This window comes from Marinobacter maritimus, assembly GCF_007671675.1.
Classification (GTDB): Bacteria; Pseudomonadota; Gammaproteobacteria; order Pseudomonadales; family Oleiphilaceae; genus Marinobacter; species Marinobacter maritimus.
This window is the reverse complement of sequence record NZ_VCGW01000006.1, coordinates 110,122-129,665: the sequence shown is the minus strand read 5'-3', so window position 1 is coordinate 129,665 and position 19,544 is coordinate 110,122. Positions and strand designations below refer to the sequence as shown.

Here is a 19,544-nt window from a genome sequence, read left to right as displayed (position 1 = left end):
GGTCGCCGGTTTTTTTGTTTGTATCACATAAAGTGCGAGGGGACTGATGGCTGAAGAACTGGAAATCAAGCTAACTCTCAACAAGAGCGAAATGGATACCGTTCTGGCTTGGCTGAGTGCCCAGAATGGCGCAACGCCTGGGTCGAGCAAGCTGCTGGTCAATACCTATTACGACACCCCCGGTGCAGATCTTCATCGGCAGAAGGCGGCTTTGCGCGTGCGCCAGAAGGGCGATGCCTTTATTCAGACGGTAAAAACCCGGGGACGCTTCGTGAACGGCATGCACCAGCGTGAAGAGTGGGAATGGCCTTTGTCGACTGCGGCCTTGAATCTCGGGCTTCTGGCGGCCACACCGCTTGGTGACAGCGTTAATCTGGAACAACTTGCTCCCGTGTTCGAGACTAACTTTAACCGGCAGATTGTGATGATTGATGATGGCGACGCGATCATAGAGTGTGCGCTGGATATCGGTGTCATTATCGCAGGGCAGCAGCAGAAGCCCCTATGTGAAGTCGAGTTTGAGCTGAAATCCGGTAATCCGCAGCGACTACTGGTCTGGGCGGAGCGTTTGGCTTCTGAGTGTCCGGTCTTCGTGAACCTGATCAGCAAGGCAGAGCAGGGTTACTATCTTGCAGGGATACGCACTGAAAAGTCAGACGCTGCCGAAAAGCCTGGCGTCAACAAAGGCGGGCAGGATGATGTTGATCGTCTTCTGCATCAGCTCAGCAACGCATGGCTGGAGCAGAAAGATGTTTCACTTGAAGGTTTAAACATCCAGTCGCTGCAGGCTCAGGCTGAAGCTTGCGGTTTAGGGCAGCCCTTTTCCGAGTTGGCAGAGTATCTGTCTAAGGGCGGAGCTCTCAGCCACCTACTCCGCAAGTCAGAGCTTGGTCAGTGTCAGCTTGGCTTACTGATAAACAGAGTAAAGCAGTCGCTAAGAGCCTAAAATCATTGTAGCGATGCTGAAGTAAATCATCACGCCGCTCACGTCGGCAATCGTTGTTATAAGCGGAATGCTCGCGGCAGCCGGGTCTACGCCCAGCCGGTTGAGTAGCAGTGGTAGCAAGATGCCTATAAGCCCGCCGGCAAGGACGACTGCGATCATGGTTATGGCTACGATTGTGGCAATAACCATTTCCGTGCGAAACATGCCTACAGTCCATACTGTCAGGGCCATGGTCAGACCCAACGCCGTTGCCACCAGCAGCTCTTTGTTGAGCAGGCGAACCCAGTCGCGGTTCACCACGTCGCCCGTTGCTATGCCGCGCACCACCAGCGTGGCAGATTGCGCTCCTGCGTTGCCGGCGCTGGCGACCAACAGAGGCATAAAGAACAGCAAGGCCAAATGTGCGCCGATGATGTCTTCAAAGTGCGCTATGCCGGCTCCGGTAAAGATGTTCGCAAACACCAGAATCACCAGCCACTGGATGCGGGAGCGGTATAGCGAGAAGGGTGAGGCTGTAGTAATACCGGTGTCGAGGTTGCTGACCGACCCACCCTTGTGAATATCTTCCGTTGCCTCTGCCTCGATAACGTCCATGGCATCATCATAAGTGATAATACCTACGAGGCGATCATGGTGATCCATTACTGGCAGAGCCAGCAGGTCGTACTTGGTGATTAATCTGGCGACATCATCCTGAGATGTGTCGGTATGGGTAGATACCAGGCCTGTAGCAAGCAGAGAGTCGATGACGGCGTCTGGTTTGGCGATAATCAGGCGGCGCAGGGATACGACACCGATCAGTACCCCATGTTCGTCGATTACGTAAGATTGATAGATGGTCTCTTTGTTTTCTGCTGTTTTGCGCAGAATGTCGATGGCTTCACTTGCCGTGATGCCCGACTCAAACACCGCGTAATCGGTGCTCATCAGTGCGCCGGCAGTGCCTTCTGCGTGGGCCAGAAGCGCTGTAAGATCTTCTCGATCTTGCTGGTCAAGCTTTCTGATGAGTTGTTTCTGGCGAGAGTCTTCAAGCAGGTTGAAAAAATCAACCCGGTCATCCGACGGCATTTCCGTGGTAAGCACCGCCAGTTCCGCCAGAGGTGTAGCTCGCGTCAATAGCAGTTGAGTGTCCGGGTTGGTGTAGCCCAGGACCTTCGCGCGCAGAGCCAGAGGGAGACTCTGAAACAGCAAGTCAGCTGTTTCATTCTCTATGTTTTGCTCGATAAACTCGGCAAGGTCTGCAGCGTTGAAGTGAATTGCTGCGTCAGCAACTGCCTGGGGCTGACCCGATGCAAGTGCATCCACCAGGGGCTGGAAAATAATGGATTCCATAAATGATGCCTGGGGAAAATGCTCAGTTTGAAGTGGAAGCTGATGAGTCAGTTACAGACGCGTCTTCCTGCATATTTCTCCATTTCTCCATAAATTTCCGGTAGCGCTCCAGTGCTTCTTTAACCACCTCAAGATCGGGCGTCTCGCTGGATCTGACCAGCACAATAAGCCCTTTGCCTTCAATTTCCTTGTTCACGGACGGATGGCAGATAACTTCCTCGTCGTTATCGATGTAGGCTAGCGCTGTACCAATACCGTGGCGGATCAGTGCGCTGACGATGTCGGCCCAGGTAAGGTCGTCCAGGTCCAGGTCGTAGCGGTGTGGGTGGTCATGCTCGTAATTGAACATGTCTTCCAGTACTTTTTCCGAGCCCGGGGCAACCACAGAGCGCACCATAATTTCAGGGTAGGTGCGAACCGGGCGAATAACAGCTCGCACACCCAGCTCTTTGAAACGACTACGATTAGCATCCGTGACACATTCCGCCGTGGTTTTCTGGCCAAGATTCAGCTCACCGAGCCGATGGGAGATATCGAACGTCAGGCTGTCTGAGTGAGGATCTGATTCGTCCGCTGCCAACACTACGATGTGCTTTGCACTCCCGGCATGCACGGCTTTCAATGCGTCTGGGTCAAAGCCGGAGCCATGGAAATGTACGATGCCCAGGTCAGACAGTTCGGCTGGCAGGCCGCTTGGAAACTCGCGGGTAAGCAGCATGATAGGAATGGTTTCATAGCCCTGTATAGAGCGGATCTGTGTGGCAAAACGCATGAAGTACGTCATGCCGCCGTGCTTTGGCGTATTAATAATGACAATGTGATTATTCATTTTATAGATCCAGCGTCCGGTGAGAATGCGTTCCCGGCGGTAGAACCGGTACTCGATAAAGTCACTGACAATCAGCGTTAGCAGAGTGATCGCGCCGACGAACATGAACAGGATGGTGCTGATGCGGCCGGTATAGGTTACGGGAGCGTAGTCGCCATAGCCTACGGTGGCGATGGTGGTCATTGTCAGCCACACCGACTCGAACAGAGTCAGGTCTTCAGCCGCCCAGATAATCAGTACCTGAATGGTCAGCAGCGCTACCAGGATCATAAACAGGCGCTTAACCCGCTTCCGAATGAGTCCGCCCATGGGTATATGGCTCTTCTCATGTTCGGCGTTAAGGGGAAAGCGGTTTCGCAGCATCCGGTATTGGCCTGTTCAGTATCGGGTAAGTTCGTTATACAGTAACGGAAATATAACAGAGAGACAGGGGTTTGCATTATGTCTGAGCCTTGGAGTTGCCTTCCGTTGCCGTTGGCAGATGATGTTGCCGCCGGCTGGGCGTCGGTTTTCCCGGAAGGATTGCCAGCCTGGCTGGCGGAAGATGCCAGCATTTCGGAAGAGGTGATTGCCCAGGCTATGGCACGAAGCCTGTTTCTGCGTCAGACGCTTGAGCGGCACCCTGAACAAGTGCGAACCCTGCTTGAATCACGGTTGCTGAGTGAACCGACCACCCCGGAGTATTTGCAGGCACGTTGGAGTGAGTACCTTGTGGATGTAGCGGATGAACCCGGTCTGCATTCAGCCTTGCGCCGTTTCCGCCGCGAAGCGCAGTTCCGCATTATATGGCGGGACTTGATGCGCTGGGCCGACCTGCCCGAAACCATGGCTGCGACCAGCGCGTTCGCAGAGGTCTGTATTCAGGGTGCTCTCAGCTGGCTGTATGGATCAGCCTGCGAACAGTACGGCACGCCCTGGGGTAAAGATCCGGTATCCGGTTCGGAAGCGCCGCAGTCGCTGATCGTGATCGGCATGGGAAAGCTGGGAGGTTGCGAGCTGAATGTCTCCTCGGATATTGATCTCATATTCGCTTTTCCCGGAAAAGGCGAAACCCGTGGTGGTCGCCGGTCTCTGGATAATCAGCAGTTTTTCACCCGGCTGGGACAACGCCTCATTCAGGCTCTTGATCAGATCACCGCTGATGGTTTTGTGTTCCGTGTGGATATGCGCCTGCGGCCTTATGGGCAGAGTGGCGCCCTTGCGCTGAGTTTCGCTGCGCTGGAAACCTACTATCAGGATCAGGGCAGGGACTGGGAGCGTTATGCCATGGTGAAGTCCCGGGTAGTAGCTGGCGACCCGAAAGCCGGCCAGGTACTTATGGAAAGTCTGCGGCCGTTCGTGTATCGCAGATACATCGATTTCAGCGCTTTCGAGTCTTTGCGCACTATGAAGGCGATGATAAGCCGTGAAGTTCGCAGGCAGGGGCTGGAAAACAATATCAAACTTGGCAGCGGCGGAATCCGGGAAATCGAGTTTGTTGTTCAGGCGTTTCAGCTCATTCGTGGTGGCCGCGACAGAGAACTGCAGCAGCGCGAACTGCTGATCATACTGAAAGAGCTTGAGGCGCTGGAGTTGCTGCCTTCGCAGGTTGTTAACGAGCTTCGTGAGGCTTATGTTTTCCTCCGTAATCTTGAGCACGCTCTGCAAGGCATGGAAGACAAGCAGACTCAGCTATTACCTGAAGACGAGCTTTCGCAGGCACGGGTTGCACTGATTATGGGGTTTGACGATTGGCAGAGCTGCCTGCAAGTGCTGACGCAGCATCGGGAGAAGGTGGCCACGCACTTTGCCAACATTATCGCCACGGAAGAGGAAGAGGAGGGCGCGCAGTCCGCTCTTGATGAGGGGTGGTTTGAGCTCTGGCTGGCCGAGGTTGACGAAGTATCTGATACCCAGTGGCTGGAAAAGAACGGGTACGAGGACCCTGCTGGAAGTTTGGGCGTACTCGCCAGTCTGCGCGATAGCCGCACGGTTCAGACCATGCAAACCCAGGGGCGTAAGCGCCTGAATCAGTTCATGCCGGTGTTGCTGGAAGCTCTGACCGAGGTAGAGAATCCCTCAGAAACCTTGTCCCGTGTTTTGCAGCTGGTCGAAGCGATTTTACGTCGAACGGCTTATATGGTGTTGCTTCTGGAGAACCCAGGTGCCCGCACCCAGTTGGTCAAGCTGTGCAGCGAAAGCCCGTGGATCGCACGGCAGCTTGCAGAAACCCCTTTGTTGCTGGACGAGCTGCTTAATGCAGAGAGTTTATACAGCCCGCCCGCAAGAGACGAACTGCAGGATGATCTGCGTCAGCAAATGCTGCGCATTTCCTATGACGATCTGGAAAACCAGATGGAGTCCCTGCGGCACTTCAAAAAAGCCCACTCGCTTCGTGTCGCCGCTTCTGAACTGAAGGGCACCTTGCCATTGATGAAGGTGAGCGACTACCTGACCTGGATTGCTGAAGTTGTTCTTGATCATGTGGTGGATGTGGCTTTCTCCAATCTGGTTGCCCGCCATGGTTACCCGGGACGCGCTGACGGCGCCACCAGCGAAACGGATTTTGCGGTTATCGGCTATGGAAAGCTTGGGGGGGTTGAACTCGGCTATACCTCGGATCTCGATCTTGTGTTTGTTCACAAAGCGGATCCAGGGCTGACAACCGACGGAGAAAAGCCTATTGATAACGCCGTTTTCTATACGCGTTTAGGGCAGCGAATTGTCCATATTCTCAACGCCCAGACGCCGTCCGGTCAGCTGTATGAAGTCGATATGCGGCTGCGGCCATCGGGCAATTCCGGGCTGCTCGTAAGCACGGTGCATGCCTTTGAAAAATACCAGCGCCATGATGCATGGACCTGGGAACATCAGGCATTGGCGCGGGCTCGGGGCGTTGCAGGATGCCGCGAAACACTCGCCGCTTTTGAAGCTGTGCGGCACGACATACTTTGCCAGAGTCGTGAGAAAGACAAACTGCGCCAGGAAGTGGTAGATATGCGTGAGAAAATGCGAGCCAGTCTGGGCACGCCCGAAAGCAGGCGCGAGGAAATCTTCCACATCAAACACGATGCAGGCGGCATTGTGGATATCGAGTTTATGGTGCAATACCTCATGCTTGCATGGAGTGAGGACCACCCGGAACTGACCCAGTGGTCTGATAATATCCGGCAAATGGAAGAGCTGGGCAGGGCTGGTGTGCTGCCGGTGGAAGATGCAGAGAAGCTGCGGGAAGCCTACATTGCATTGCGCTCGAATATTCATCGCAGAGCGCTGCAGAACCTTAACAGCCAAGTGGCCGGTGATGCATTTTTGGGCGAGCGACGTTATATCCGCTCTGTCTGGCAGAAAATCATGACGGGATAGTGTGCCGGGTGTCGTTCCGTCAAAATTTCCTGCTAGAATGCGATATCCCCGAAAACCGCTTTTTTAGGAGCAACAAAGAATGTCGATGGCTGATCGCGATGGCGTTATCTGGCTGGATGGTGAAATGGTTCCCTGGCGCGAAGCTAAAACCCACGTCCTGACCCACACTCTGCACTACGGCCTGGGCTGTTTTGAAGGAGTGCGCGCTTACAACACTGCGAATGGCCCGGCTATTTTTCGCCTGAAGGATCATACAGATCGACTGTTCCGGTCTGCTCACATCCTGAACATGAAAATGCCGTTCAGCAAAGAGGAGCTCAACGCGGCTCAGTGTGCAGCGGTCCGTGAGAACAATCTTGACGAAGCTTACCTGCGCCCGATGGTTTTTCTGGGCTCTGAAGGAATGGGGCTGCGAGCAGACAATCTGAAAGTACACGTTATGGTTGCCGCCTGGAGCTGGCCTTCGTACATGTCGCCTGAAGCCAAGGAAGTGGGTATTAAAGTGCGTACCTCCTCATACACGCGCCACCACGTCAACATCACCATGTGCAAGGCCAAGGCGAACGGTAACTACATCAATTCCATGCTCGCACTGAACGAAGCCATTGCCAGTGGTTGTGAAGAAGCGCTTTTGTTGGACAATGAAGGCTATGTGGCCGAAGGCTCCGGCGAGAACATCTTCATCATGCGTAACGGTGTACTGCACACGCCAGAGCTGACCTCCTGTCTCGAAGGCATCACCCGCCAGACCATTCTGGATTTTGCGGCCGACCTGAATATTCCGGTAAAAGAGCGTCGCATTACCCGTGATGAAGTATACGTTGCCGATGAGGCGTTCTTCACCGGCACAGCGGCAGAAGTGCTACCAATCCGGGAACTGGATGGCCGCGCGATTGGCGCTGGCAAGCGTGGCCCGGTTACCGAGAAGCTGCAGGCTATGTATTTTGATGCGGTTAAAGGAAAGCTCCCCGAGCACAGCAACTGGCTGACACAGGTCAGAAGCTGAGAGCGAATGACTCCGTAGCCGCCGTTTGCTATCGAGCAATTGGGCGGCTTCTTTATGTTTCAATTCATCAAATTGACAGGTACAGAAAATGGCTGACGTCATTAAAGTTCCGGTTTCTTTCGGCGAAGTCCTCGACAAGATCACCATCCTTGAAATCAAATCCGAGCGCATCAAGGATGAAGCCAAGGTGCGCAATGTTCGGCTTGAGCTGGATGAACTGAGCGCGACCTGGAATGAAGCGGTAAAAGATCAAAGCGCCATTGCCGAGCTGCGTAAACAGTTGAAAGCGGTGAATGAGGAACTTTGGGTTATCGAAGACGATATCCGGGACGAAGAGGCGGGGCAGAATTTTGGTCCGAAATTTATTGAGCTGGCGCGCGCGGTTTATGTCACCAACGACAAGCGGGCCGCGTTGAAGAAAGACATCAATCTGGCGCTTGGCTCCCGGTTTGTGGAAGAGAAGTCCTATCAGGATTACACGGCCAGAAAGTAAGTTGGCCAAGACGAAAAAGGCGCCCAATGGGCGCCTTTTTTATTTGTGGTACAGATCATAACCTTGTTTTCTGTACCAGGCCTGCCACTTCAATTGCCGTCTCAGTTTCTTCAGCCGAGATACAGACGCATACGCCTTCAGGTAATCGACGAACGCGGGCTGTGATCTTGGGGACGCGTCTAACTTATCGGCAAAGCGATCGTACTCGCCGGCCAGTGGGTGGAAGCGCACCTTCCGCCATGGCTTATCCCAGCCAATGTAGTGGATGATTCCGGGTGACAGCGTCGCCTCGGCGACTTCGCTTTGCGAGAAGGCCGCCGTTTGCTCATCGGGCCGATACAAACCGGTTTGATGATTCCACTTCAGGTGCAGATGTTTCCATTTGTCGTGCAGCACGCCATTCAGGGCACATTGGTCGTTGGTGCTTATTCTGTCAGGATTTTCTTTTTTGAACTTGAACACTTTCTCGGGTATTCCATCGCTCCGCCAGAGATCAAGATTGATCAACAGCATGCCGGAATTGAAGTACTCATTCTGTGGAATTCCAAGCTTTTTGTAGGTGTGCCCTGACAGATTTTCGACAGCACCTACATGGAAATCAGAGATGTCGGTTTCCCACAATTCGATGATGTCGCCTTTGACGATCATATCGCAGTCCAGGTAGAGAACCTTGTGCACAGAGTCATCGAATATTTCAGGAATGGAAATCCGGTAATAAGCCGATGACGTTATGTGTTTGATTGTCGGTAGGTTGTCGTACCGATCACTGTTGAAAGTAACAAAGTCCACACCCGTGGCACCCAGTTTCTGGACCTCCTGGCTCATCCTGGTCTTGTTTTCGTCGGATATTCCGCCATCCAGGCAAAATAGCGAGACACGCTCCGGCGCCGAACAGTTTGCCAGTAACGAGTGAAACAGGACGGTCAGATGAGGGGCGTAATTGTCATCAGAGCTTGCAACTATACCGACTGCATCGGCGGGCAGGGTCCGGCGCTGATCATCACTCATGGTTGGCGTTACTCTGTTGGAAATTTTTAATTGCGGATTGCCGTTTGGAGGCTTTCCAGCGCTGTCTCAATGCGAAAAAGTACCTGAGGTAGACCTTCAATGATGCATCGGGTGCAGGAAGGTCCGCCCAGGGCGTGCGTTTAACAAACGCCTTGTGCTGCATTTTGAACGGGTGAAAGCAGTAGATCGTCCAGGGTTTCTTCTTACCGGTAAAATGCACAATTTTCGGGTTCAGAATCGCTTTTTCCATACTTTTCTGAGTGTAGGAACTGCCTTCATGGTACTTTTTTACGACTTTATAGATATCGGACTGCTGATTCCAGTCTGGCATCAGCCGCAGCCAGCGGCCCCTCAGAACTGCGTTCAGGCTGCACTGGTCAACGTACTGCAGGCGGTGTGCATGTTCACGTGCGTAATCGGTAACCTGGTGGTGGACTTTTTCTCGTCTCCAGCCTTCAAGGTCAATTAACAGTACGCCTGAGTTAAAATACTCAGTACGCGGCAGACCAATGTCTTGGCAGGCTTTTGGTGACAGGTTTTCAACTGCCGCAACGAGCTTGCCCTTAAGATCTACTTCCCACAACGTCTTCAGGTTGCCGAGAACCAGGGTGTCGCAATCTATGTAGATGATACGCCCGATATCCGCAGGAATGTATTCGGGTAGATTGATGCGTTGGTAAACCGCCTCGCCGTATCGCAGAGTGGGTAGGCCTCGGTAGAGTGCTTCGTCAGGCTGGTGAACCTCGAGTTGGCCATTTTGTTTGCTGATGAGATCTTGCAGCTTATGAATACTATCGGAAGAAATGCTGCAATTTATCAGGTGAAATGTAATCGGCGTTTCCGGCGTTGAGTCCAGCGCTGACAGCATCATGACGGCAGCATAGGGGACGTAGTTTTCATCACAACAAGCCGCGACGTGAATCCTGGCAGTCATGGGCTCTGGTCCTTGTCCTGCGGTTGAAGAAAGAAAGAGTAGATAAACCCTACGACGACAGCATTGATATAATGCCCGGTGGTATACAAGGTGTATGACTCAAAGAAATTTATTGCAGTCCAGAAACCAAAAAAGCTGAATGCGAATACGAGAACATCAGCGGGCATTTTACCATTTCGATAGGCCGCAAATGCAGCGTATCCAATCCATGCCATCATGGCCAACAGAATGGCCGAGCCAATCAGCCCATTGGCAACAAGGGATTCAATAAATGAGTTGTGTAGGTGACCAAAATTTTTCTTGAATCGATCAGAGAAAAACTCGGAATGATTAATCAGGTCTTTGGTACTACCAGGCCCCCAGCCCACCAACGGCCGTTCTTTCAGCCACTCAAGTGCGACCCGCCACGAAATTAGCCGAACGCCGTGACTGGTTCTTGGGTCGGTGTTGAACGCTGGTAGGCTGGCATACTGCTCTATGGAGGTGAGTTGGCTGCTATCAGACTGACTGTTGGTAAGCGGAGCTTTGACTCTTTCCGGCGCATTCAGCCCAGCAAGTGCAAAACCCACCAGCAGGAACAGTATCAAGCCAAAAGCGGCTTTTTTGTGGCCCCTGCCAAACGGTTTGTCTCGTTTTTTCCATATGAGACAAGCAGCCGTTATAAGACCAATCGTGGTTGCCATCGTAATCCCAAGCCAGGCGGCACGAGTCTGAGTGGCGACTAATCCAAAGGCCGCTACGGCAAGCGCAAGAATCATGAAAAATATCATCGCCTGGCGCCAGCGGCGCGAGCTCGCCCGGATGGCCCGGAACATGAAGCACACGATGCCGATAAGAGCTGTGCCAAAAAACATGGCTGTGTGTTGGGCGTTGTGGATACCGAAGTCTTCCCGATTTCCCGCCCAGGCGTTGACCCATTGGCCGGAGCCAATGGTTGTCAGTAAGTATACTGCCAAGCCTAGAAGGGCCAGTAGCAGAAGCGCCCAGCGATAAGGGCGGGCAACAATGCCCATGCCAAAAGCAACCAGAAACACCAGCACCGGCTTCAAGACGTATCGTGTCTCGCGGGTTTCGGGGTCAATACCTGGCGGTAAGTTGAAGGAATACCAGAGCCTTGCAAGCACAAGAAAGCCGAGTAACGTCAAACAGGTCAAAAACAGCGGGTCGCGCACAGTAGCTGAGCGCAGTCCGGTTTCTCTGCCTGAAACAAAAGCCAGCCAGAGAAACGTCAGAATCATTACGCTCTCCGCACCGCGATACGCGGCCAACAAAGGGAGGTAGCAGAATATGAAGGTTGCGAGAGCAACCACAAACAATTTTTCGCCCAGATTTTTCTGAGAGAACCAGGGCGTAAGGGCCGAGAGTGGAAGGGCGTTAGTCATCTGAAGATACTTCGCTATGTTGCGCGATCCATTGATCAAGCTTGGTACAAACTTCATCCACGCCGATCAGATCCATAGCGCCTTCGAATTCGGCTTTGGCCCCCCAGCGGGCAGTTTCAATGTTTTTGCCGGTATGTGCTTGCAATGCCTCTGCGTAACGATCAACGCACCATGATAATGAGTTGTAGGGGCCGGACCGGTTTGGGTTACTCGCCGCATAGAGACCAATAACGTCGGTGTCCACAGCGCTGGCAATGTGTGCCGGGCCAGTGTCGGGAGCAACAACAAGATCAGCTGCCGCCATTAATGCCGTCAGCTGTTTGAGGGTATCCTTGCCGCAGATATTGGAAACCGGGTGCTGCATCTGATCAGAAATGGATTTACAAAACTCTGTTTCAAAGGGCGCAGGGCTGCCCACCAGGATGACGTTCATTCCATGCTGGCTGATCGCATGGTCGGCCAGACGGGCGTAGCGGTCAGCCGACCAATTGCGAAGCACATGGCTTGCACAAGGGCTGACGATCAGATTTCTACGATTCGATGCAAGATGTGTTTCCGCGAATTCCTTGTCACTCGCTGTAAGCGGGATCAGCCATTTTGGTGGAGCAGCCCGCAGACCTAGAGGCTCGAGGAAGCTGGCGAGACAATCACGAACATGCTGTTTTTGGGCCGGCGCAATCCGGCGATTTATAAAAAGACCGTGGAGGTCTTTGCTACGTGCCTTGTCATAGCCTACCCGGATTTTTGCGGGAATACAGGCAGAAGCAAGGTTGGCACGAAAGGCAACCTGCATATGTAGCAAAGCGTCAAACTTACGGCCTTTCATTTTTTTTCGGAGATCTGAATAGCCTTGGCGACCAGCCTTTTTGTCAAAAATAATAAACTCGACCCCAGGCAAGTCGCCAACCAATTTTGCCTCGATTTTGCCGATGACCCAGGTGATTCTGATTCCGGGAACCTGTTCCTGAAGGCTAAGCACAACAGGTATGACGTGAGTAACGTCTCCAATGGCAGAAAGGCGGAGAATGCAGATGGAAGTGATCAACGTTTGTTCTCTTGGTAAAGTACAATCTGTAAACAGGCTATGGCCCATAGAATGTATTCGTCTCATTTCTGCGTGATATTATCCGGTGACTGAAGCCAGATAAATCCGCTCATTTCCACATGACCAAGTGTCCGACTTGTTCGCGAATAGGCGCTTATGACGACGGGTGCTCCTGAACCGGACTTTTGTGCGTTCGGTTTGGGCGAGTTCTTAAAGATATGGTTCAGTGTACCTGAGTTGGTGATGCGCTTTAAGACGCATGTAGTGTGTTCCAAAACATCGAATAACCAAAAGGTTTTGATTGAGTGGAATTTTCGCGGGAAAAATTGATTTCTGACGGAGCCAGGCGAATGCTGGTTTCGCCTGAGATGGCTGACATAACCAGCGATTGGTTTGATCCCGGATTTTGGGGGACCAAAGCGCGCCCCGTAGCAACGGGAGGACGCGGCGGAGCCTGGTTTTTAAACTCGCCGAACGGCGCTGTTGTTTTGCGTCAATATCGTCGTGGCGGCTTGGCTGCGAGGCTTTCAGGTCGTAGCTATTTTTTTACAGGCGATGACCGAACCCGATCTTTTGCAGAATTTCGTTTGCTGCAAGAGCTCAGTGACATGGGATTACCTGTCCCTGAGCCAGTGGCAGCGTTGGTTCAACGAAATGGCCCCTTGACTTACTGTGCTTCTATTATTATTCGGCGAATTCCAGGGGCGGTGCCGCTACCGGAATCTGAGTCTTTGCCGGAGGCCGCCCTCTGGTGTCGGGTTGGAGCAATGTTGCGCCGGTTTCACGATGCCGGTCTTTATCACGCAGACCTTAATTGCGACAATATTCTGGCTGCTGATGACGGGCTTTTTTTAATTGATTTTGACAAGTGCCGGCTGCAAAAAGCTTTCCCGGGGCCGGCAAGCTGGAAAAACCACAACCTGTCACGCTTATGGCGTTCAGTTCGTAAGCGTTGCACGAGCTTATCACCGGAAAGTAAAGAGCGCTTGTGGTTTGCCTTTTGCGAAGGCTACGGTCATTAACGAACAGGTCGGCCGTGAGTTCGGATTCGACGGCGCAAGAAGTGACCGACGCTAAGATTGACGATGGCATTCTGTAACGCGTTGAACTGAACGCATTGCTGATAATGCTGGCTGAATGCTTCGAATTGCCGGTGATTCAACCCGCCGTCAATCCTGAGTTTTGCGAGATCTTTACCGATATGAAGTAGCATTGGAAGGTTCATGCCACTGAAAACCCTCGCTCGGCCGAAGTCAATGAAGCCGATGGGGTGATGATGGTTATGCGTGTCAATGAAGTTCTCATGCTGAGGATCCAAAGTAACAACATGCCGTCGATGAATATCTGCCATGAATTCAGCGAGGCTTTCCACTCTGTTTTCAGTCGCCCAGTTAACGGTTGAACCGGGTAGCAGGGTACGTAAATGCAGTGTGCCGCTCAGGTTGCGGTTATGTTTTACGTTTATGTAACCCATTGAGTCAGGGGTATTCAGGTCTCCAAGTCGGCACAGTGCATCATGCTCGCGCTTCCAGACTTTTCGGTAATCCTTGCGCCCGGGAAAATGAGAGTAACGCTTGAGAATGTACCCGTTTTCAGTCAGAAAAACTTCTCTCAGGGTGTTGTAAACCCACCGCTGTTTAATACTGGTTAGACCCGGAATTTCGCCCGTATGTTGCAAGACTCGATGCTTGCCGAGAAAAGCCAGTTCATCTGGGTGCCAACCAGGCGACTGACGGCTAATATCGTTCATACTATATGGGCTCTTATCGATAGACACTCAGGCGCTCAGATCACGGTTGTTGGTAAAGCGGCCGAAAAGCTTGATATGAAGTCGCGTAACTTATCATGTGGTGTTTTTCATGGCATCAAGAGTTTTTGCAACTGCATTGCGTCTGGATTTGGCTAAGATGGTCAGTGTTCAGAAGAACGAGACAGATCCGGAATATTATTTTAATTATATGCGAAGGAGTTCCTCTGCTTGAGTAATAAGACTGAACAGCGAGAAATGCCGGCGATTTTATGCCTTACGGACGCTTGCGATCGCCCGGAGAGTGAGCTCTTTATCGGCCTTAAAAATGCCGGGTTTAGCGTTGATGTCATGTGCAACCCGAAAGGTCGAAACTATCAACGCCTGGTTGCTGAAAACATGGTCGTTCAGCCAATGGCGTTGAAAAGTCGTTTTGATAAAGAAGGCATACAGGCGATCAGCAAACAACTGAAAAGCAGACGCTACGACATTATTCACGCCTACAATCCGCGAGCTTTGGCATGTGCGCTCCGCGCGTCGAAAGGCACCAGCATAAAGATCGTGGCTTACCGGGGTATTATCGGCAATATCAGTTTTTTGAACCCGGAGTCCTGGATTACATTTTTGCATCCGAGAGTGAGCAAAATTGTCTGCGTGGCAGATGCTATCAAGGATTATCTGGCAAGCCTGAAGTTTCTCTGGATGCGCATTTCAGATGAAAAGCTCATTCGTATCTACAAGGGTCATGATCTTGGTTGGTATCAGGCAGCGCCGGCCAACCTTGAGCAGTTTGGTGTGCCAGCTGGAGCTTTTGTCGTGTGCAGTACGGGGCGAAATAATCCCAGAAAAGGATACGATGATCTGATTGAAGCGATCAACCACTTACCTGATGACATCAGTGCACATCTGGTGTTGGTCGGTGATGCAATTGACAATCAGGAGCTGAATGCTCAGGTAGCTCAGTCAAAGCATCCGGAGCGCATCCATTTCACCGGGTACCGAGACGATGCGCCGGCCATAGCCGCAGCAAGTGATGTTTTCGTTCTGCCTTCGAAGGAGCGGGAGGGTCTGCCCAGAGCCGTTATTGAAGCAATGGCTTATGGTGTGACACCTGTGGTAACCCGTGTGGGTGGTATGCCCGAGCTGGTCGAAGAGGATGTGAGTGGTTTGGTGGTTCCTCCGGAAAACTCTGTAGCACTGTCTTCGGCGATCGAGCGCCTGTACCGTGACAAAACGTTGCTCGAGAGATTAGGGCGGGCAGCCAAGGCAAGAATTGCGAATGATTTTCATACGTCGCAAACGGTCCGTGAAACGGGCGAACTTTACAAATCATTGATGGGTAGGAACTGAGTGCGCAGGTATCTGTTTTTCGTCAATCAGCCATATTCCTACTCAATATTGCGGCCATTGCAGGCTGAAATTCGGCGCCGGGGCGATGAGGTTGCCTGGTTTGTTGCCGGATGTTCAACGGCCCCACTGAAACCGGATGAGAAAAGACTGAAAACGGTGAAAGAGGTTCTGGCCTACGGAGCCGATGCCACCTTTGTGCCGGGCGATTGGGTGCCTTATTTTTTCCCGGGCATAAAAGTAGAAGTGTTCCATGGCATGGCCAGAAACAAGCGCGGCCACAAAAACGAGGACGAGAGCGACCACTACCGAATTCGGGGCTGGTTTGACCTCTATTGTACCCAAGCGGAGAAAGACACTGAAAAATTTCAGGCCCTGGCGCAGGAGTTAGGACATTTTGCGGTAGCCAAGACTGGTTGGCCCAAACTCGATCCGCTGCTCAAGAATGTGAATGTCGGTGAGCGTGCCCGCCCTGAAGGGGAGCCGCCAACCGTATTTTTTGCTTCGACATTCAGCCGCTCGGTTACCTGTGCGCCTCAGCTGGCGGACAAGATTGAAGCTCTCTCCCGGAGCGGCAATTGGCGGTTTATCGTAACCCTGCATCCAAAAATGGAAGAATCTGTTGTCGAGCGCTACCGAGGTATGCAGAGCGATAACCTGAGATTCGTTGAAAGTGATGAGGACCTGGTTCCGCTATTGCCCGAAGCGGACCTTATGCTGTGTGATACCTCGTCGATCATGTTTGAGTTCATGTTTCTTCAAAGACCTGTGGTGACCTTCCGAACAAAGATGCCTGGCCCTTACCTTATTGATGTCCAGAGCGTTGATCAGCTGGAGGATGGTCTGACACAAGCCGTCCAGCGCCCGGAACAATTGCTTGCCGCACAAAAAGAACTGTGCAGTGATCTTCACGTGTTTTTTGATGGGCGCTCAAGTGGGCGGGTTCTGGATGCGGTTGATCAGTTTCTGCTGGAAAAGAAGAATAGCTTGCGCCCCAAGCCCTGGAACCTGCTGAGGAAACTGAAGGTGAGGCGCCGTCTGCATAGGGAATTGGCCAAAACGTCTCATTAGTCAGTGATGCCATTGAGTTCAAACCTGATTGGAGTGTGGTATGAAAATTTTGGTCACCGGTGGTGCCGGTTTTATTGGATCGGCAATGATCCGGTACCTCATCGCGCAAACCGACACCGAGGTCGTCAATGTCGATTTGTTGACTTACGCCGGCAACCTGGAGTCACTGGGGGAAGTGTCCGGCAGTGATCGATACAGATTTGAGCAGGTGGATATCTGTGATCAGTCTCAGCTGCAGACTGTTTTTGAGGCTCATCAGCCAGATGCGGTAATGCACCTGGCGGCAGAGAGCCACGTTGACCGGTCCATCGATGGCCCTGCCGCGTTTATTCAAACCAACATTGTTGGCACCTGCACGCTGCTTGAAGTTGCGCGGAAATACTGGTTGGCGCTGCCTGAACACAAGCGAGAGGTGTTTCGGTTTCACCACATCAGCACCGATGAGGTTTATGGCGACCTTACGGCCGCGGATGAACCTTTCAGTGAAAGCACTCGGTATGCGCCGAGCTCGCCATACTCCGCCAGTAAAGCGAGCTCTGATCACCTCGTCCGTGCCTGGCACAGGACTTATGGCCTACCTGTCGTTGTGAGTAATTGTTCGAATAACTATGGTCCTTTCCAGTTTCCGGAAAAATTGATTCCCCTGATGATTCTCAATGCTTTGGCTGGTAAGCCTTTGCCTGTATACGGTGATGGTCTTCAGGTGCGCGATTGGCTTTTTGTTGAGGACCACGTTACGGCGCTCTATTCGGTGTTGAGAGAAGGGGAGCTGGGCGAAACCTACAACATTGGTGGGCGGAGCGAGAAAACCAATCTCGAGGTGGTACATTGTGTGTGCCGGTGCCTTGATGAGCTGGTGGAAAAAAAACCTTTCGGACTGTCGTCTTTCCAGGAGTTAATCTCCCACGTGTCGGATCGGCCGGGCCACGATCGCCGTTATGCTGTTAATATTGAAAAAATTAGTCACGAGCTGTGCTGGCAACCCAGTGAAACCTTTGACTCCGGAATGCGGCGAACGGTGAGCTGGTATCTTGACAATCTCGATTGGTGTCACCGTATTTTTGAAAGATCAGACAACAAACACTGATACTCAGAAAAGTTGAGCAACGTATGAAGGGTATTATTCTTGCTGGTGGCACTGGTACGCGCCTGTTTCCGATCACCATGGGTGTTTCCAAACAGCTTCTGCCTATCTATGACAAGCCTATGATCTATTACCCGCTCTCGGTTTTAATGCTGGCGGGTATCCGTGACATTCTGATTATTACCACACCCGATGATGCGACTGCATTCAAGCGTTTATTGGGCGATGGCAGGAGATTCGGCATTCAGCTGAGTTATGAAACCCAAAAGAGCCCTGACGGCCTCGCTCAGGCCTTTCTGATCGGAGAGGACTTTATCGGCACGTCAGATGTCTGTCTGGTGCTGGGTGATAACATTTTTTACGGGCAGGGTTTTACGCCGATGTTGAAAAATGCGGTGAACCAACTCCAGCAGAAACGAGGCGCGACGATTTTTGGATACCAGGTCAAAACGCCACAGGACTTCGGGGTCATCGAGTTTAATAGCGATATGCAGGCGGTGTCGCTGGAAGAAAAGCCCGAACACCCTAAATCCAATTTCGCGGTGACCGGCCTCTATTTTTACGACAATCGGGTTGTCGAGATTGCCAGGAAAGTAGCGCCGTCTGCTCGCGGCGAGCTTGAAATAACGGCTATCAATAATGCGTACCTGAACGATGGCTCACTGAACGTCCAGCTTCTTGGGCGCGGATTTGCGTGGCTCGATACCGGTACCCACGGCACGCTGCTGGAAGCGGCGCAATTTGTTGAAACCATTGAAAAACGTCAGGGGTTCAAGATTGCCTGTCTTGAAGAGATCGCCTGGCGCAATGGTTGGCTGGATAACGCGGGCATGCTCAGCGCTGCAGCGTTTTACGCGAAAAGTGGGTATGGGTCGTATATAAGGGAGCTGGTCGACGAATCTGACACTTTCGATAAGAGTGATGCGTCACTTGAGTAACCAGAGAGTTCTGCACATTTGCCGGGCAGAGAAGTTCATTCCGCCGTTTATCGATCTGGTACAGGCCAACTTTGATCCAGCCCTGCATGAGTTTGTCATTTTCGGTGACCATAAAAGATACAGCAGTGAGGGGCGCTTCGGCGTACATCGCGTAGGCAAGGGCTTCGCCGAGAAAACAACGGCAAAAATCCGTTTGATTGTTCAGATGCACCGCGCGGATCGAATTATTCTCCATGGGATGTTTACCCGTGCGGTCACCAAGATGCTGTTTCTGATGCCGTGGCTGTTAAAGAAGACCTACTGGTTTATCTGGGGTAATGATCTTTACGGCAAGAGAGAAGCAGGCTCGAAACCGGGCCTGAAGGATTTTTCCAGACGGTTTGTTATTAAACATCTCGGGCATCTTGTGACGCATGTGCCAGGTGATATTGAGCTTGCCAGGGAGTGGTACGGTGCTGGCGGTAAGTCTCATCATTGCCTGATGTATACCTCCAATCTGTTTTCGGCCACCGTTGTTGGAGAGAGAGTCACTGATTTCGTTGAAATTCAGGTGGGCAACTCTGCGGATCCCAGCAACAAGCACCTTGAGGTGTTTGAAAAACTGGCGAGCCTTCGGGCGGATAATTTTCGCGTGTATGTACCGCTTTCTTACGGCGATCAGCAGCACGCCTATCGGGTTATCAGCGAGGGCAGAAAGCTTTTTGCCGACCGCTTTGTGCCGCTCGTTGATTTTATGCCTTTAGATCAGTATCAGGAGTTTCTTGCGACGATTGACGTTGCCATTTTCAATCACAATCGCCAGCAGGGACTTGGCAATCTGATATCGCTTCTCGGCATGGGGAAAAAAGTGTATCTGCGGCGAGGTATTTCAACCGCCAATTTGCTGGATACGATGAAGATTCAGTGGTTTGATGTTGAAAAGATTGATTTGTCTCCGCCCTCGGAGCTTTCGAGGGAGGGTAATGTGCGGCGAATCCGGGATGCCTACTCAAAGTCGAACCTGATTGCGCAACTTGATGACATCTTTAAGGGGTGAG

17 protein-coding genes are annotated in these 19,544 nt (G+C 52.1%); 10 read left to right on the top strand and 7 right to left on the bottom strand.

The annotated features are described in order from the left end of the window. The first annotated feature begins 46 nt into the window (after positions 1-46). Positions 47-946 (top strand): CYTH domain-containing protein, encoded by a 900-nt coding sequence (locus tag FFI90_RS18180; RefSeq protein ID WP_144780184.1) that lies wholly within the window; start codon positions 47-49, stop codon positions 944-946. Here the strand turns inward: FFI90_RS18180 and mgtE are convergent. Together mgtE and FFI90_RS18170 are read right to left on the bottom strand one after the other, a co-directional pair. Next, complete coding sequence (mgtE, locus tag FFI90_RS18175) at positions 935-2,278, bottom strand: magnesium transporter (RefSeq protein WP_144780182.1); 1,344 nt, start codon at positions 2,276-2,278, stop codon at positions 935-937. The two genes, FFI90_RS18180 and mgtE, sit on opposite strands and share 12 nt — an antisense overlap. A gap of 22 nt (positions 2,279-2,300) precedes the next feature. Next, positions 2,301-3,470 carry a potassium channel family protein gene (locus tag FFI90_RS18170; protein WP_144780180.1) on the bottom strand — a complete coding sequence of 390 codons (1,170 nt, stop codon included), beginning with the start codon at positions 3,468-3,470 and terminating at the stop codon, positions 2,301-2,303. Positions 3,471-3,548: 78 nt separating this feature from the next. On the opposite strand from FFI90_RS18170, the gene glnE reads away from it, so the two are divergent. The 3 genes from glnE (at position 3,549) to FFI90_RS18155 (ending at position 7,951) form a co-directional block, all read left to right on the top strand. Continuing rightward, on the top strand, positions 3,549-6,452 hold the full coding sequence (gene glnE / locus FFI90_RS18165) for a bifunctional [glutamate--ammonia ligase]-adenylyl-L-tyrosine phosphorylase/[glutamate--ammonia-ligase] adenylyltransferase (protein WP_144780178.1): 2,904 nt from the start codon (positions 3,549-3,551) through the stop codon (positions 6,450-6,452). Positions 6,453-6,531: 79 nt separating this feature from the next. Then, the gene (locus FFI90_RS18160; RefSeq protein ID WP_144780176.1) at positions 6,532-7,458 is read left to right on the top strand and encodes a branched-chain amino acid transaminase; all 927 of its coding nucleotides are present in this window, start codon (positions 6,532-6,534) and stop codon (positions 7,456-7,458) included. An 88-nt stretch (positions 7,459-7,546) separates the two neighbouring features. Then, positions 7,547-7,951, top strand: a complete 405-nt coding sequence (locus FFI90_RS18155; RefSeq protein ID WP_144780174.1) for a DUF6165 family protein — start codon at positions 7,547-7,549, stop codon at positions 7,949-7,951. A gap of 39 nt (positions 7,952-7,990) precedes the next feature. On the opposite strand, the gene FFI90_RS18150 is transcribed toward FFI90_RS18155, so the two are convergent. From FFI90_RS18150 to FFI90_RS18135, 4 genes are read right to left on the bottom strand one after another with little or no spacing between them, the layout of a single operon-like run. After that, positions 7,991-8,959 carry a glycosyltransferase family 8 protein gene (locus FFI90_RS18150; protein ID WP_144780172.1) on the bottom strand — a complete coding sequence of 323 codons (969 nt, stop codon included), beginning with the start codon at positions 8,957-8,959 and terminating at the stop codon, positions 7,991-7,993. After that, complete coding sequence (locus FFI90_RS18145) at positions 8,952-9,893, bottom strand: glycosyltransferase family 8 protein (RefSeq protein WP_144780170.1); 942 nt, start codon at positions 9,891-9,893, stop codon at positions 8,952-8,954. The genes FFI90_RS18150 and FFI90_RS18145 overlap by 8 nt, the downstream gene beginning before the upstream one ends. Continuing rightward, on the bottom strand, positions 9,890-11,275 hold the full coding sequence (locus FFI90_RS18140; protein ID WP_186318019.1) for an O-antigen ligase family protein: 1,386 nt from the start codon (positions 11,273-11,275) through the stop codon (positions 9,890-9,892). Before FFI90_RS18140 ends, FFI90_RS18145 begins: the two co-directional genes overlap by 4 nt. Continuing rightward, positions 11,268-12,317 carry a glycosyltransferase family 9 protein gene (locus tag FFI90_RS18135; RefSeq protein ID WP_144780241.1) on the bottom strand — a complete coding sequence of 350 codons (1,050 nt, stop codon included), beginning with the start codon at positions 12,315-12,317 and terminating at the stop codon, positions 11,268-11,270. Before FFI90_RS18135 ends, FFI90_RS18140 begins: the two co-directional genes overlap by 8 nt. Before the next feature lie 353 nt (positions 12,318-12,670). Between FFI90_RS18135 and FFI90_RS18130 the strand changes: the two genes are divergently transcribed. Further along, positions 12,671-13,342 carry a 3-deoxy-D-manno-octulosonic acid kinase gene (locus FFI90_RS18130; RefSeq protein ID WP_144780166.1) on the top strand — a complete coding sequence of 224 codons (672 nt, stop codon included), beginning with the start codon at positions 12,671-12,673 and terminating at the stop codon, positions 13,340-13,342. On the opposite strand, the gene FFI90_RS18125 is transcribed toward FFI90_RS18130, so the two are convergent. Continuing rightward, positions 13,339-14,070 carry a hypothetical protein gene (locus FFI90_RS18125; RefSeq protein ID WP_144780164.1) on the bottom strand — a complete coding sequence of 244 codons (732 nt, stop codon included), beginning with the start codon at positions 14,068-14,070 and terminating at the stop codon, positions 13,339-13,341. The genes FFI90_RS18130 and FFI90_RS18125 overlap by 4 nt on opposite strands. Positions 14,071-14,298: 228 nt before the next feature. Between FFI90_RS18125 and FFI90_RS18120 the strand changes: the two genes are divergently transcribed. From FFI90_RS18120 to FFI90_RS18100, 5 genes are read left to right on the top strand one after another with little or no spacing between them, the layout of a single operon-like run. Next, a complete protein-coding gene (locus FFI90_RS18120; RefSeq protein WP_246123662.1) occupies positions 14,299-15,417 on the top strand; it encodes a glycosyltransferase family 4 protein in 1,119 nt (372 codons plus the stop codon). After that, positions 15,418-16,485: a CDP-glycerol glycerophosphotransferase family protein gene (locus tag FFI90_RS18115; RefSeq protein WP_144780162.1), complete on the top strand. Its 1,068-nt coding sequence runs from the start codon at positions 15,418-15,420 to the stop codon at positions 16,483-16,485. 40 nt (positions 16,486-16,525) lie between these two features. After that, positions 16,526-17,572 carry a dTDP-glucose 4,6-dehydratase gene (gene rfbB / locus FFI90_RS18110; protein WP_144780160.1) on the top strand — a complete coding sequence of 349 codons (1,047 nt, stop codon included), beginning with the start codon at positions 16,526-16,528 and terminating at the stop codon, positions 17,570-17,572. 23 nt (positions 17,573-17,595) lie between these two features. Beyond that, positions 17,596-18,507, top strand: a complete 912-nt coding sequence (gene rfbA, locus FFI90_RS18105) for a glucose-1-phosphate thymidylyltransferase RfbA (RefSeq protein WP_144780158.1) — start codon at positions 17,596-17,598, stop codon at positions 18,505-18,507. Next, a complete protein-coding gene (locus tag FFI90_RS18100) occupies positions 18,500-19,543 on the top strand; it encodes a TDP-N-acetylfucosamine:lipid II N-acetylfucosaminyltransferase family protein (RefSeq protein WP_186318018.1) in 1,044 nt (347 codons plus the stop codon). Before rfbA ends, FFI90_RS18100 begins: the two co-directional genes overlap by 8 nt. Position 19,544 lies beyond the last annotated feature (1 nt).